The 13,998-nt window shown below is 73.4% G+C and carries 9 protein-coding genes; all 9 read left to right on the plus strand.

The genetic code is table 11. The features are described 5' to 3' along the window. Positions 1-133: 133 nt before the first annotated feature. The 9 genes from ABT354_RS27420 to ABT354_RS27460 all read left to right on the plus strand — a co-directional run bounded on the left by ABT354_RS27420 (position 134) and on the right by ABT354_RS27460 (position 13,988). Complete coding sequence (locus ABT354_RS27420) at positions 134-2,383, plus strand: type IV secretory system conjugative DNA transfer family protein (RefSeq protein ID WP_351498507.1); 2,250 nt, start codon at positions 134-136, stop codon at positions 2,381-2,383. Between the two features lie 147 nt (positions 2,384-2,530). After that, the gene (locus ABT354_RS27425; protein WP_351498508.1) at positions 2,531-4,141 is read left to right on the plus strand and encodes a PucR family transcriptional regulator; all 1,611 of its coding nucleotides are present in this window, start codon (positions 2,531-2,533) and stop codon (positions 4,139-4,141) included. Between the two features lie 164 nt (positions 4,142-4,305). Beyond that, positions 4,306-5,751, plus strand: coding sequence for an aldehyde dehydrogenase family protein (locus ABT354_RS27430; RefSeq protein ID WP_351498510.1), 1,446 nt, complete (start codon positions 4,306-4,308; stop codon positions 5,749-5,751). A 339-nt stretch (positions 5,752-6,090) separates the two neighbouring features. Then, on the plus strand, positions 6,091-8,082 hold the full coding sequence (locus tag ABT354_RS27435) for an acyl-CoA dehydrogenase family protein (RefSeq protein WP_351498513.1): 1,992 nt from the start codon (positions 6,091-6,093) through the stop codon (positions 8,080-8,082). 177 nt (positions 8,083-8,259) lie between these two features. Beyond that, entirely contained in the window at positions 8,260-9,510 is a 1,251-nt protein-coding gene (gene dxr, locus ABT354_RS27440; RefSeq protein WP_351498515.1) for a 1-deoxy-D-xylulose-5-phosphate reductoisomerase, read from the plus strand. Further along, positions 9,507-10,808, plus strand: coding sequence for a M50 family metallopeptidase (locus ABT354_RS27445; RefSeq protein WP_351498517.1), 1,302 nt, complete (start codon positions 9,507-9,509; stop codon positions 10,806-10,808). The genes dxr and ABT354_RS27445 overlap by 4 nt, the downstream gene beginning before the upstream one ends. A gap of 170 nt (positions 10,809-10,978) precedes the next feature. Next, positions 10,979-12,133 (plus strand): flavodoxin-dependent (E)-4-hydroxy-3-methylbut-2-enyl-diphosphate synthase, encoded by a 1,155-nt coding sequence (ispG, locus tag ABT354_RS27450; protein WP_351498519.1) that lies wholly within the window; start codon positions 10,979-10,981, stop codon positions 12,131-12,133. Positions 12,134-12,472: 339 nt separating this feature from the next. After that, on the plus strand, positions 12,473-13,318 hold the full coding sequence (locus ABT354_RS27455; protein WP_351498521.1) for a GNAT family N-acetyltransferase: 846 nt from the start codon (positions 12,473-12,475) through the stop codon (positions 13,316-13,318). A 121-nt stretch (positions 13,319-13,439) separates the two neighbouring features. Beyond that, complete coding sequence (locus ABT354_RS27460; protein WP_351498523.1) at positions 13,440-13,988, plus strand: GNAT family N-acetyltransferase; 549 nt, start codon at positions 13,440-13,442, stop codon at positions 13,986-13,988. The last annotated feature ends 10 nt before the right edge of the window (positions 13,989-13,998 follow it).

Below are 13,998 nucleotides of genomic sequence, written 5' to 3' on the forward strand. Positions count from 1 at the left end.
CCGTCCCCCGTACACCCGGAGTACACCCGGAGGGTTCACGGCTCCACCGGGGCGAAGCCGTGAACTGCCCGCTCCGGGGCACTACATTGACCGTGCACAGAGCGGGCCTGGCTGGTCAGGGGGCAGAGGGTTCATGGACACCGAAGGCGCATTCGACGCACGCGGCACCCGGGGGGATCAGGGGACCCCGGCCGGCGGCGGCCGGGGCGAGCCGTATCACCGGCCGCCGGGCGAGGTCCCCGCCGGCCGGACACCCCCGCCACCGGTGCATCCGCCCGCCTCCGCCACCCCGGTGCCGCCCACCGCCCCTCCCCGTCCGCCCGGCGCCCCGGCGCCCGCCCCGCCCGTGAGCCCCCCACCGCCCACGGCGGCCCCCGCCCAGCCCGGCCACGCCCCCCGGACCTCGGCGGCGGAGTGGCTGCGAACCCCCCGGCCCGAGGCCGAGCCCGGTATCTGGCGCTACGGCCATCTGCCCCGGCCCGCCGTCGAACCCGACGAGGTACCCGCCGCCCGGCTCTTCGCCGGTGCGATCATCGCCTTCCTCTGCGGCTGGCTCCTCTGGTCACTGCTGTGGAACGGCTATCTCGGCGACTACTGGATCTGGCCCCTCCTCGCCCTCACCCCCGACGCCTGGAAGGCGGACGGGGAGACCTTCTCCCTCGTCAGCAACGTCTACTACACGCTCGTCGGCGGCGGGCTGCTCGTCTTCTGCGCCCGGCTCGGCCATGTCCAGGAGATCTGGCACCGCTATGTGCGCCGCAGGCGCCAGGCACCCCCGAGCCCCCCGGCCCCGGAGGCCGACCGGTCCCAGTGGCCCGAGCTGCGCGAGGCCGGACTCGACGCGGCGGCCCACCGCCTGACCGAGGCAGCCGCCGCCGGATCCCTGAGCGATGTGGACTACGCCCGGATCCAGCGGGCCTGGCACTCCGTACGGACCCGGCCCGATCTGCTCGCCTCCTTCGACGAGACGGTGCGGACCCAGGGCGTGGCCGCCTGGACCCACCCCTCCGGAGTACGGGATCTGCTTCCGCGCGCCGCCGTCCACGATCTGGTCACCGAGCAGGTCAGGATCGGCACCGCGGTGGACGACCCCCGCAACCCCTACCCCCGCCGGACCACCGGTGTCGCGCTCGACCCCGCGCTGCTCGGGACCTCGCTGCTCGCGGTCGGGCCCTCCGGGGTGGGGAAGAGCGCGCGGTTGGTGCGGCCGGTGGTGGAGTCGATGTGTCTGCTGGCGCTGGCCAACCGCGCCGCGGTGGTGGTGGTCACGGCGCAGGGGCGCGCGCTCGCGCCGGATGATGCGTTCGACCTGGTCATCGCGGTGGGGCGGGCCGACTCCGGGCATGATCTGGACCTCTACGGGGGGACCGACGACCCCGATGACGCCGCCCGTACCCTCGCCGAGGCGTTGATCGGCGACCTCGCCGCCGGTCTCCCCGGCGGCGACAGCGGACGCGCCGCCACCGCGCTCGCCCAGCTCATCGGCCCCTACCGCAGCGTGCACGGCCGCTTCCCCGCCGTCCCCGAACTGCGGGAGCTGCTCGGCGGCGCCCCCGAGGCGTTCGACCGGCTGCGCGAGACCCTGCGGGAGCGGGGCGGCACCGATGCCGCCGCCCAGCTGCGCGAGCTGGACGCGCGGGCCCGGCAGTCCGCCCGCGCCGATGACATCGGGGTGCTCCTCGGGGAGCGGATCGCCTTCCTGGACCGGCCCGCCTTCGCCCCCTTCTTCCGGACCGACGGCAAGGGGCGCCAGCTCTCGCTCCGCGCCATCGAGCACCCGCTGCGGGTCCGGATCGACCTCCCCGAACGCGGCCACGCCGAGGCCTCCCGGATCATCGCCCGGCTGGTGCTGGCCCAGTTCGCCGAGGCCGCGCTCGGCCGCGCCGACCGCTCGCTCTTCGCCGCGCTGGTCCTCGACGACGCCATGGCCGCGGTCACCCCCGACGCGGTCCGCGCCATCCAGCGGCTGCGCTCCGCCAACGCCGGGGTGGTGCTCGCCCTGCGCACCCTGGAGGACGTGCCGGAACCCCTGCGCGGCCCGCTGCTCGGCGCGGTCGGCTGCCGGATGGCGTTCGCCGGGCTCACCTCCTGGGACGGCAACCGGTTCGCCGAGGCCTGGGGCACCGAGTGGGTGCAGACCCGCGATGTCACCAACCGCCAGATCATCTCCGACGAGCCCCTCACCAAGGCGATGCATCTGATGCGCCGGCTGGTCACCGGAAAGGCCACCACCGCCGAGGCGGTCACCGTACGGGAGGTCGAGCGGGCCCGCTGGTCCGCCTCCGACCTCGCCCACCAGGTGCCCGCCGGACACGCGGTGCTCTCCCTGACGACGGTACGGGGGGAGCACGCCCCGCCGCTCCTGGTGGATCTCCGCACCTGACCCGGGGGAGCGGGGGACGGCCGGCGGCAGGACCACACGGCGGGGACGCCCCCGGACTGCTACGGGCTGGCAGAATCGAACCGTGCCGTTCCTACAGAACGGCACGGTTCATCCGCCGGAGTCCTCCCGCCGTTCCCTGAAGGTCCTATGCCGCCCACGCTCGCCTCCCTCGTCCAGCACTCGGCGCTCCGGCTCACCGTCCGGGCGGGCGCCGACCGGCTGGACACCCCCGTGCGCTGGGCCCATGTCAGCGAGCTGGCCGACCCCGTCCCCTATCTGGACGGCGGCGAGCTGCTGCTCGTCACCGCCATGACCCTGGACGCGGAGGACCGCGACGCCATGCGCCGCTATGTGCGCAGACTCGCCGGGGCCGGGGTGGTCGGCCTCGGCTTCGCCATCGGCGTCAGCTACGACGACATCCCCGACGCGCTGCTGGAGGCGGCGACGGAGGCCGACTTCCCGCTGCTCGCGGTGCCCCGCAGAACCCCCTTCCTTGCCATCAGCAAGGCCGTCTCGGCCGCCATCGCCGCCGACCAGTACCGCGCGGTCACCGCGGGCTTCGACGCCCAGCGGGAGCTGACCCGGGCGGCGCTGGCGGGCGGACCCGCCGCCGTCGTCGCCCGGCTCGCCGCCCATGTCGACGGCTGGGCCGCGCTGTACGACCGCTCCGGGGAGGTGACCGCCGCCGCGCCGGAGTGGGCCGCGCGCCGGGCCGCCCGGGTCGCCTCCGACGCCAAGCGGCTGCGGGAGCGGCCCGCGCCCGCGACCGCGGTCGTCGCCGACAGCGGGGACGACCGCGTCGAACTCCAGTCGCTGGGGACCGGCCGCCGGGCCCGCGGGGTCCTCGCGGTCGGCACCGGGGCCGCCCTCGGCACGGCGGAGCGGTACGCCGTGCACTCCGCCGTCGCCCTGCTGACCCTCTCCTCGGAGCGCTCCCGCTCCCTCCAGGAGGCCGAGCAGCGACTCGGCGCCGCCGTCCTCGGCCTGCTGCTGTCGGGCGAGCCCGACCACGCCCGCGCCGTCGCCGGAGACCTCTACGGCACCCTGCTGGACGCCCCCTTCCGGCTGCTGATCGCGGAGCCCGCCACCGGCGGCGAACCGGCCACCGGGGCGGAGCCAGCCCCCGCCGACGACCCCGCCGCCCGGCCGCTGCCGCTCCTCGCGGACACCCTGGAGGCCGCCGCGTCCCGGTCGGGCGAGCCGCTGCTCACCGTCGCCGAGGGCGCCGGCCGGCTGGTGGTGCTGATCCCCGACGGCGGTACGGTCCTCGCGGAGGGACTGGCCGCGTACGGCGGGCGGGAGGCCGACGAGGCCCGGCTCGTCCTCGGGCTCTCCGCCCCCGCCGGACCCGCCACCGCCGCCACCGCCTGTCAGCAGGCCGAGCAGGCCCTCTCGGTGGCCCGCCGGCGCGGCCTCGCCCTGATCGAACACCAGGAGCTGGCCTCCGGCTCCATCCTGCCGCTCCTCGCCGACGAAGCGGTCCGCGCCTTCGCCCAGGGGATGCTCCGGGATCTGTACGAGCACGACGCGACCGGGCGCGGCGATCTGGTGGCCTCGCTGCGCGCCTGGCTCTCCCGCCACGGCCAGTGGGACGCGGCGGCGGCCGAGCTGGGGGTCCACCGGCACACCCTGCGCTACCGCATGCGCCGGGTGGAGGAGATCCTGGGCCGCTCGCTGGACGACCCCGATGTCCGGATGGAACTCTGGCTGGCCCTCAAGAGCACCGGCACCCCCGCCCGTACCCGGCCCCCGGCCTGACACCGCCCGCCCGCCGCACCGCCCGCCCGCTCCGGACCGGCGGCGGTCGGCCCTGACAAACCGTAGGGATAGGGGGTTCGATCACTCCACCCCGGACAAGCGACCGATCCGCCCCCCGGTCCTACCGTGGTCGCACGCACCCCCTATCTCGGAAGGGCCGGGACATGACCTCCACCTACGCCTTCTGGCTCGCCGGCCGCCAGGCCACCGGCGAGACCTCCTTCGATGTCACCAACTCGTGGGACGGTCGGCTCGTCGGCACGGTCTCCGTCCCGACCGAGGCCCAGGTCGAGGAGGCCGTCGCCGCCGCCCACGCGGTGCGCGAGGAGTTCGCCGCCACCCCCGCGCATGTCCGCGCCGCCGCCCTCGACCATGTCTCGCGCCGGCTCGCCGAGCGGACCGAGGAGATCGCCCAGCTGATCTCCGCCGAGAACGGCAAGCCGATCAAGTGGGCCCGGGGCGAGGTCGGCCGTGCGGTCTCCGTCTTCCGCTTCGCGGCGGAGGAGGCCCGGCGCTTCAACGGCGGCGAGGCCCAGCGCCTCGACACCGACGCGGGCGGCACCGGCCGCCTGGCGCTCACCCGCCGGATCCCCCGGGGCACCGTCCTCGGCATCGCGCCGTTCAACTTCCCGCTGAACCTCAGCGCCCACAAGGTCGCCCCGGCCATCGCCGTCGGCGCGCCGATCATCCTCAAGCCCGCCCCGGCGACCCCGATCTCCTCCCTGATCCTGGGCGAGCTGCTGGCCGAGACGGACCTCCCGGCCGGCTCCTGGTCCGTGCTCACCGTCCCCAACGAGCGGATGCCCGCCCTGGTCCAGGACGAGCGGCTGCCGGTGATCTCCTTCACCGGCTCCGGCCCGGTCGGTTACGCGATCATGGACTCGGTCCCCCGCAAGCACTGCACCCTGGAGCTGGGCGGCAACGGCGCCGCCGTCGTCCTCGGCGACTGGAACAGCGACCAGGACCTGGACTGGGCGGCGAGCAGGATCGCCACCTTCTCCAACTACCAGGGCGGCCAGTCCTGCATCTCCGTCCAGCGGGTGATCGCCGACACCTCGGTGTACGACCGGCTGCTGCCGAGGATCGTCGCCGCCGTCGAGGCCCAGGTCACCGGTGACCCCTCGGACGCCGCCACCGATGTCGGCCCGCTGGTCAGCGAGGACGCCGCCCGCCGGGTGGAGTCCTGGGTGGACGAGGCCGTCGGCGCCGGCGCCAAGCTGCTCACCGGCGGGGTACGGGACGGTGCCACCTACGCCCCCACCGTGCTCGCCGAGGTCCCGGCCCGGACCACCATCGCCTGTGAGGAGGTCTTCGGGCCGGTCCTCACCGTGACCCGGGTGGACGGCGAGGCCGAGGCGTTCGCCGCGGTCAACGACTCCGTCTACGGTCTCCAGGCGGGTGTCTTCACCCATGACGTCCGGACGGCGTTCCGCGCCCACCGCGCGCTGGAGGTCGGCGGCGTGATCGTCGGCGATGTGCCCTCGTACCGCGCCGACCAGATGCCGTACGGCGGTGCCAAGCAGTCCGGCGTGGGCCGCGAGGGTGTCGCCTACGCGATGGACGACTACACCTATGAGCGGGTCCTGGTCCTGACGGGCCTCGCGCTCTAGGAGCGACCGGGGAGCCACCGGGGAGCGACCGGGGAGCGATCTTCACGAAGGGCCACGGCCGGAGCCACTGTGCGGGGGTTCCGGCCGTCGCCGTACCCGGACCCCGTACGGCGGCGGGTGCGCCCGGCCCCGTACCCCCGGCGTCCTGGCCACCGCGCCCGGCGGCGGACACGTTCCGTTCTCGCCCGACCGCGGTACGAAGACTGGTGGAGAGGTCCGGAATCAGGTAGTACGGACGAGTAGCACCCATCGGTACAGGGCTCGGCCCCGAGCCCCGGCCCGCCCGGACCGTCTCCGGGGTCAGGGCCCCCGCTCCCGACTCGCGGCGAGGTGAACCTCATGACCGCACCACTGGAGAAGGACCGACCCCCCAAGGTCAGCGAAGGCGAGGCCCGCCGGGTCGCCGAGGAGGCGCGCGAACGCGAGTGGCGCCGGCCCAGCTTCGCCAAGGAACTCTTCCTGGGCCGCTTCCGGCTCGACCTCATCCACCCCCACCCGACCCCCGCCGTCGAGGACACCCGCCGGGGCGAGGAGTTCCTCACCCGGCTGCGCGCCTTCTGCGAGACCCGGATCGACGGCGCCCTGATCGAGCGCGAGGCGCGGATCCCCGACGAGGTCATCGAGGGGCTGCGCGGCCTCGGCGCCTTCGGTATGAAGATCGACATCTCCTACGGCGGGCTCGGCCTGACCCAGCTCTACTACAACAGGGCGCTCGCCCTCGTCGGCACCGCCAGCCCGGCGATCGGCGCGCTGCTCTCCGCCCATCAGTCGATCGGGGTGCCCCAGCCGCTGAAGCTCTTCGGTACCGAGGAGCAGAAGAAGGCCTTTCTGCCCCGGCTCGCCCGGGGCGAGATCTCCGCCTTCCTGCTCACCGAGCCCGATGTGGGCTCCGACCCGGCCCGGCTGGCCACCACCGCCGTCCCCGACGGCGACGACTACCTCCTGGACGGCGTCAAGCTGTGGACCACCAATGGCGTCATCGCCGATCTGCTGGTGGTCATGGCCCGGGTGCCCCGCTCCGAGGGCCACCCGGGCGGGATCACCGCCTTCGTGGTGGAGGCCGCCTCCGAGGGGATCACCGTCGAGCACCGCAACGCCTTCATGGGGCTGCGCGGCCTGGAGAACGGGGTCACCCGCTTCCACCGGGTACGGCTCCCCGCCGGCCGGCGCATCGGCCCCGAGGGCGCCGGTCTCAAGATCGCCCTCACCACCCTCAACACCGGCCGGCTCTCGCTCCCCGCGATGTGCGCCGGGGCCGGCAAATGGTGTCTGAAGATCGCCCGTGAGTGGTCCGCCGCCCGCGAGCAGTGGGGCCGGCCCGTCGCCCGGCACGAGGCCGTCGGCACCAAGATCTCCTTCATCGCCGCCACCACCTTCGCCCTGGAGGCGGTGCTCGACCTCTGCTCCCAGATGGCCGACGAGGACCGCAACGACATCCGTATCGAGGCCGCCATCGCCAAGCTGTACGGCTCCGAGATGGCCTGGCGGATCGCCGACGAGCTGGTCCAGATCCGGGGCGGACGGGGGTACGAGACCGCCGACTCGCTGGCCGCCCGGGGCGAGCGCGCCGTCCCCGCCGAGCAGATCCTGCGCGATCTGCGGATCAACCGGATCTTCGAGGGCTCCACCGAGATCATGCATCTGCTGATCGCCCGGGAGGCCGTCGACGCCCATCTCACCGTCGCGGGCGATCTGATCGACCCCGACAAGTCCCTCGGCGACAAGGCCCGTGCGGGCGCGGCGGCCACCGCGTACTACGCCCGCTGGTTCCCGAAGCTGGTCACCGGGCCCGGCCGGGTGCCCGGCGCGTACGGGGAGTTCCACCCCGCCGGGTACGCCGATCTCGCCGCCCATCTGCGCTACGTCGAGCGTTCCTCGCGCAAGCTGGCCCGCTCCACCTTCTACGCCATGTCCCGCTGGCAGGGCCGGATGGAGACCAAGCAGGCCTTCCTCGGCCGGATCGTGGACATCGGGGCCGAGCTGTTCGCGATGAGCGCCGCCTGTGTCCGCGCGGAGCTGCTGCGGAACACCGGGCGGCACGGGCGGGAGGCGTACCGGCTGGCGGATGTCTTCTGCCGGCAGGCCGCCCTGCGGGTGGAGGAGCTGTTCGGCCGGCTCTGGTCCAACACCGACGACATCGACGGCCGGCTGGTGGACGGGGTGCTCGCCGGGGGCTACACCTGGCTGGAGGAGGGGATCGTGGACCCGAGCGGGGACGGCCCCTGGATCGCGGACGCGGCGCCGGGGCCCTCCGGGCACGCCACGGTCCACCGGACCGTCCCCCGCGCGGACCCCGCCGGCGATCCGGAACCGGACGGCCCCGGCGGCTGAGCCCCCGGGAGTCCGGAGCCCTCCGCGAGCCCGGGCCCCGCGAGCCCGGGCCCCCGCAGGTCCGGAGCTGCCGGTCGGTACCGATGCCCGGGCCCGGGAGGGGGGAATCCGGCCCCGTACCGCATCGGTACCGGACGCGCTGTCCACCCGCCGGGGACGGGCGGCCACAATGGGGGGATGAGCGACCGCCTAACCCCTCTCGCCGATCCGCACATCGCCTTCGACCCGGTCCAGGGCCGCCGGGACATCGTCGTCCTCGGCTCCACCGGGTCGATCGGCACCCAGGCCATCGACCTCGTCCTGCGCAACCCCGACCGTTTCCGGGTCACCGCGCTCTCCGCCGCGGGCGGGCGGGTGGAGCTGCTGGCCGAGCAGGCCCACCGGCTGCGGGTGCCGACCGTCGCCGTCTCCCGCCCCGAGGCGGCCGGGGCGCTGCGCGAGGCGCTGGCGGAGCGGTACGGGAGCGAGCCGCTGCCCGAGATCCTGGCGGGTCCGGACGCCGCCGCCGACCTGGCCGCGTCCGACTGCCACACCGTGCTCAACGGCATCACCGGTTCCATCGGTCTGCGGCCCACCCTCGCGGCGCTCAGGGCGGGCCGTACCCTCGCCCTCGCCAACAAGGAGTCGCTCATCGTGGGCGGGCCGCTGGTCAAGGAAGTCGCCCGGCCCGGCCAGATCATCCCCGTCGACTCCGAGCACACCGCCATCTTCCAGGCGCTGGCCGCCGGGGTCCGGGCCGATGTGCGCAAGCTGGTCGTCACCGCCTCCGGCGGCCCCTTCCGCGGGCGGACCCGGGCCGAGCTGGAGGGGGTCACCCCCGCCGACGCCCTCGCCCACCCCACCTGGGCCATGGGCCCGGTGATCACGGTCAACAGCTCCACGCTGGTCAACAAGGGCCTGGAGGTCATCGAGGCGCATCTCCTCTATGACGTGCCCTTCGACCGGATCGAGGTCGTGGTGCACCCGCAGTCCTATGTCCACTCCATGGTCGAGTTCCTGGACGGCTCCACCATCGCCCAGGCCACCCCGCCCGATATGACCGGCTCCATCGCGGTGGGCATCGGCTGGCCGGAGCGGGTGCCCGACGCGGCCCCCGCCTTCGACTGGACCAAGGCGTCCACCTGGGAGTTCCTGCCGCTGGACAACGAGGCCTTCCCCGCCGTCGCCCTCGCCCGGCACGTCGGGGAGCTGGGCGGGACCGCCCCGGCCGTCTTCAACGCGGCCAACGAGGAGTGCGTCGACGCGTTCCTCGCCGGGCGGCTGCCCTACAACGGCATCATGGACACCGTCACCGAGGTCGTCGCCGAGCACGGCACCCCCGACCGGGGAACCGCGCTCACCGTGGCGGACGTTCTGGAGGCGGAGAGCTGGGCCCGTGCGCGGGCCCGGGAAATGGCGGGGAAGGCCACAGCGGAGGCGCGCGCATGACGGTGTTGTTGACGGTTCTCGGCATCGCGCTGTTCGCCGTCGGCCTGCTGATCTCCATCGCCTGGCACGAGCTGGGCCATCTGTCGACCGCCAAGCTCTTCGGCATCCGGGTGCCCCAGTACATGGTCGGCTTCGGGCCGACCCTGTGGTCCCGGCGCAAGGGCGAGACCGAGTACGGCATCAAGGCCATCCCCATGGGCGGCTACATCCGCATGATCGGGATGTTCCCGCCCGGCGAGGACGGACGGATCGAGGCGCGCTCCACCTCGCCCTGGCGGGTGATGATCGAGGACGCCCGCTCCGCCGCCTACGAGGAGCTGGAGCCCGGCGACGAGAAACGGCTCTTCTACAACCGCGCGCCCTGGAAGCGCGTGGTCGTGATGTTCGCCGGGCCGTTCATGAATCTGGTCCTCGCGGTCGTGATCTTCCTCGGGGTCATGATGACCTTCGGCACCCAGACCCAGACCACGGCGGTCGCGGGCGTCCAGAAGTGCGTCATCGACCAGAGCGAGAAGCGCGACAAGTGCGCCAAGGGCGACGACGTCTCCCCGGCCCATGCCGCCGGCCTCAAGGCGGGCGACCGGATCACCGCCTTCAACGGCCAGGAGATCACCAGCTGGCCGCAGCTGTCCGACCGCATCAGGGACACCATCGGCCCGGCCACCCTCACCGTCGAGCGTGACGGCACCGAGCACATCCTTCACGCCAAACTCATCGAGAACACGGTCGTCCGGAAGGACGCCGACGGCGAGGTGGTCCCCGAGGACTACGTCCAGGCCGGATATCTGGGCTTCATCGCCGAGACGAAGATCCTTCCGCAGAGCTTCGGCCAGTCCGTCGACCACATGGGCGGCATGATCGAGAGCGGCGTCGAGTCGATCGTCGCGCTCCCCTCCAAGATCCCCGCGCTCTGGGACGCGACCTTCGGCGACGGTGAGCGCAAGGACGACTCCCCGGTGGGTGTCGTGGGCGCGGCCCGCATCAGTGGCGAGGTCATGAACCTCGACGTCCCCACGCAGAACATCGTCGCCAGCTTCCTCATGCTCCTCGCGACCTTCAATCTGTCGCTCTTCCTCTTCAATATGCTCCCGCTGCTCCCGCTGGACGGCGGACATATCGCGGGGGCGCTCTGGGAGTCCGTACGCCGCCGTGCGGCCCGGCTGCTGAAACGGCCCGACCCCGGTCCCTTCGATGTGGCCCGGCTGATGCCGGTCGCCTATGTCGTGGCCGGTGTCTTCATCTGTTTCACCCTGCTGGTGCTCCTCGCGGACCTGGTGAATCCGGTCAAGATCACCTGACGGTCCGGCCCGTGCTCCGGCGGCCGGGTGTACTTTGTGCCCCCGGCCGCCCCGTTCGCGGCGGGTTTTCCCGGACGATGTGCTGACGACAACCGTGGTGCCGTAATCTCGACTATTGAGCCCGGCGGGCGATGCCGGGCCTCGATCCACACCTTGGGGTTGCACAGCTGATGACCGCGATTTCTCTCGGTATGCCTTCCGTTCCGATCAAGCTCGCCGACCGGCGGGTCAGCCGGAAGATCCAGGTTGGGTCGGTCGCGGTCGGAGGTGACGCACCGGTCTCCGTCCAGTCGATGACGACCACCCGTACCTCGGACGTGGGTGCGACCCTTCAGCAGATCGCGGAGCTGACGGCCTCGGGTTGTCAGATCGTCCGGGTCGCCTGTCCCACCCAGGACGACGCCGATGTGCTGGGCGTCATCGCGCGCAAGTCGCAGATCCCGGTGATCGCCGACATCCACTTCCAGCCCAAGTACGTCTTCGCCGCCATCGACGCTGGCTGTGCGGCGGTCCGGGTCAACCCCGGCAACATCAAGCAGTTCGACGACAAGGTCAAGGAGATCGCCAAGGCGGCCTCCGCGACCGGCACCCCGATCCGGATCGGGGTCAACGCCGGATCGCTCGACGCGCGGCTGCTGCGCAAGTACGGCAAGGCCACCCCCGAGGCCCTGGTCGAGTCCGCCCTCTGGGAGGCCTCCCTCTTCGAGGAGCACGGCTTCCAGGACATCAAGATCTCGGTCAAGCACAACGACCCGGTCGTGATGGTCAACGCCTACCGCCAGCTCGCCGCCCAGTGCGACTACCCCCTCCACCTCGGTGTCACCGAGGCGGGCCCCGCCTTCCAGGGCACCATCAAGTCCGCCGTCGCCTTCGGCGCGCTGCTCAGCGAGGGCATCGGCGACACCATCCGGGTCTCCCTCTCGGCCCCGCCGGCCGAGGAGGTCAAGGTCGGCATGCAGATCCTGGAGTCCCTCAACCTCCGCCAGCGGCGGCTGGAGATCGTCTCCTGCCCCTCCTGCGGCCGGGCCCAGGTGGATGTCTACAAGCTCGCCGACGAGGTCACCGCCGGTCTGGAGGGCATGGAGGTCCCGCTCCGGGTCGCCGTGATGGGCTGTGTCGTCAATGGCCCCGGCGAGGCCCGCGAGGCCGACCTCGGCGTCGCCTCCGGCAATGGCAAGGGCCAGATCTTCGTCAAGGGCGAGGTCATCAAGACCGTCCCCGAGTCCAAGATCGTGGAGACCCTGATCGAGGAGGCGATGAAGATCGCCGAGCAGATGGAGAAGGACGGCGTGATGTCCGGGGAGCCCGAGGTCTCCGTCGGCTGACCCCGCGCGCCCCGGTGCACCCCGTGCCCCGCGCCACGGCTTCCGTGCCCGGAACGCCCCGCGCCACGGCCTCCGCATCCGCCGGGAGAGCCCCGTGCCCTGCCGCACGGCGCCCGCACCCGCCGGGGAAGCACCGCTCTCCGCGCCCCGCGGCACCGCCCCGCGCCTGCCGGGACCGCCCCGTCCCCTCAGGACCGCCCGCGGGCGAAACCGCCATGGATCATGTCGAACCGGCCCCGCCACGCCCCTCACGTGCGCGGGGCCGTGCTCTCCACTCGGCACCCCGGCCACCTGGCGGGTACAGTGCGGAAATCGGCAGAGAGCAGGTGAGGCCCCCTCGTGTTGACGCAGACGACCACCCGGGTCCTCGAACCCGGTGACCTCGGCGCGGCGCTCGCCGTCCTGGAGAGCGACCCCGTCACCAACGCCTTCGTCACGGCCAGGGTGCGGGTCGCCGGCCTCGACCCCTGGCGGCTCGGCGGCGAGATGTGGGGCTGGTACACCGAGGGAAGACTCCGCTCCCTCTGCTACTCCGGCGCCAACCTCGTCCCCATCTGCGCCACCCCCGAGGCGGTCCGCGCCTTCGCCGACCGCGCCCGCCGGGCCGGCCGCCGCTGCTCCTCCATCGTCGGACCCGCCGAGCCCACCGCCCAGCTCTGGCGGCTGCTCGAACCGACCTGGGGACCCGCCCGGGACGTCCGCTCCCACCAGCCCCTGATGGTCACCGACCGGCTCCCCGACGCCATCGAGCCCGACCCCTATGTCCGCCGCATCCGCAAGGACGAGATGGACGTGATCATGCCCGCCTGTGTGGCCATGTTCACCGAGGAGGTCGGCGTCTCCCCGATGTCCGGCGACGGCGGCCTGCTCTACCAGGCCCGCGTCGCCGAGCTGGTCGGCGCCGGCCGCTCCTTCGCCCGGATCGAGAACGGCCGGGTCCTCTTCAAGGCCGAGATCGGCGCCGCCACCGACCGCGTCTGCCAGATCCAGGGCGTCTGGGTCGACCCGGACCGGCGCGGCCGGGGCCTCGCCATCGGCGGGATGGCCGCCGTGCTCCGCTACGCCCTCGCCGATGTGGCACCGGTCGCCAGCCTCTATGTGAACGACTACAACGCCCCCGCCCGCGCCACCTACCGCCGGGTCGGCTTCCAGGAGGTCGGGGCGTTCATGAGCGTTCTCTTCTGACCCCCGGCTCCACCGCTTCTGCCCCTGGCTCCGCCGCTTCCGGCCCCCGGCCCCGGCCGGTTGTGCCCCCCGCCCCGGCCGCTTCTGACCCCCCGGCTCCGCCGCCCAGTAGGGTGCCCGCATGGCGACACTTCCCGCAGTCGTGATCGAGCCGGTCGACCTCGGCGCCCGGCTGGACGAGGCCCTGACGGTGCAGGCCCTCGCCTTCGGCCTGACCGCCGAGGAGGTCGCGGTGCGCCGCCCCATCGTCCGGCGGCATCTGCTCCAGCCCGGCGCCCGCGCCCTCGCCGCCCTCACCCCGCCCGGCGTCCTCGTCGGCTTTGTCTACGGCATGCCCAACGACCGCCGCCACTGGTGGTCCACCGTGGTCGAACCCCCGCTGCGCCGGTGCGGCCACGACCGGTGGCTGGACGACTCCTTCGTCATCACCGAGCTCCATGTCCACCCCGCCTTCCAGGCCCGGGGCATCGGCCGGGAACTGATCACCGCCATCACCGACGGGGCCGGCCAGCCGCGCTCGATCCTCTCCGCGATCGACATCGAGTCGCCCGCCCGCCGCCTCTACCGCGCACTGGGGTACGAGGATCTCGCCCGCCGTATCGTCTTCCCCAGCACCACCAGCCCGTACGCCGTGATGGGCGCCCCGCTGCCGCTGCGGCGCGGCGACTGATTTCCGCCCG

The sequence above is a fragment of the Streptomyces sp. NPDC000594 genome (assembly GCF_040299965.1).
In the GTDB taxonomy this organism is placed as follows: domain Bacteria; phylum Actinomycetota; class Actinomycetes; order Streptomycetales; family Streptomycetaceae; genus Streptomyces.

Bases quoted from the DNA above. Each gene is read 5' to 3' on its own strand.
- ABT354_RS27420 (WP_351498507.1), top strand. From the start codon at position 134: ATGGACACCGAAGGCGCATTCGACGCACGCGGCACCCGGGGGGATCAG.
- ABT354_RS27425 (WP_351498508.1), top strand. From the start codon at position 2,531: ATGCCGCCCACGCTCGCCTCCCTCGTCCAGCACTCGGCGCTCCGGCTC.
- ABT354_RS27430 (WP_351498510.1), top strand. From the start codon at position 4,306: ATGACCTCCACCTACGCCTTCTGGCTCGCCGGCCGCCAGGCCACCGGC.
- ABT354_RS27435 (WP_351498513.1), top strand. From the start codon at position 6,091: ATGACCGCACCACTGGAGAAGGACCGACCCCCCAAGGTCAGCGAAGGC.
- dxr (WP_351498515.1), top strand. From the start codon at position 8,260: ATGAGCGACCGCCTAACCCCTCTCGCCGATCCGCACATCGCCTTCGAC.
- ABT354_RS27445 (WP_351498517.1), top strand. From the start codon at position 9,507: ATGACGGTGTTGTTGACGGTTCTCGGCATCGCGCTGTTCGCCGTCGGC.
- ispG (WP_351498519.1), top strand. From the start codon at position 10,979: ATGACCGCGATTTCTCTCGGTATGCCTTCCGTTCCGATCAAGCTCGCC.
- ABT354_RS27460 (WP_351498523.1), top strand. From the start codon at position 13,440: ATGGCGACACTTCCCGCAGTCGTGATCGAGCCGGTCGACCTCGGCGCC.